This window comes from Sphingobacterium sp. SGG-5 (assembly GCF_011043525.1).
In the GTDB taxonomy this organism is placed as follows: domain Bacteria; phylum Bacteroidota; class Bacteroidia; order Sphingobacteriales; family Sphingobacteriaceae; genus Sphingobacterium.
Window position 1 is genome coordinate 1 of record NZ_JAAKGO010000039.1, and the last position, 456, is coordinate 456.

Consider the following 456-nt stretch of genomic DNA (forward strand, 5'->3'; position numbering starts at 1 on the left):
TGACCTGTGATACCAGATGCGGGGGATAAAATCTGTGTGATGCACACCCGACAAAATACTCTCGGGGGCAAACGGAACAGTAATCGGACTACCGAAGCCCTGGGAATTTATGTTACCCCTTTCAAAACCTGATTTAACGGGGTCCAACTGGTACGTCCATGTCCCGTTCAGGTTTATCCAATCCTCGCGCTCGAACTGCGGCCGCGGGTATTCGGGCTTGGGAGTGCCGGCATACGCTACGGACATAAGCGAAACAAATAGCAACAAGTAATTTATAAATCTCATCTATACTATGTTATTTTTCCTAAAAATGCACTATTGATCGGGTACTTACCGGGCTGATCCGCCGGCCGCCTTTAAATGTAGCCGCACGGACTGTTTTATGTACAGGCACCTCAAATGGTCCTGTGAACCGGTTTGATTGGGGCGTAGGCTCACTGCCGTCCAGCGTATAGC

General features: G+C 49.6%; 1 protein-coding gene and 1 pseudogene. Both read right to left on the reverse strand.

Annotation, left to right across the window (positions count from 1 at the left end):
- Positions 1 to 285: pseudogene (locus tag G5B30_RS17170) on the reverse strand (hypothetical protein); the annotation flags it as partial.
- A 19-nt stretch (positions 286 to 304) separates the two neighbouring features.
- A complete protein-coding gene (locus G5B30_RS17610; protein ID WP_410528451.1) occupies positions 305 to 448 on the reverse strand; it encodes a chitobiase/beta-hexosaminidase C-terminal domain-containing protein in 144 nt (47 codons plus the stop codon).
- Positions 449 to 456: the final 8 nt, after the last annotated feature.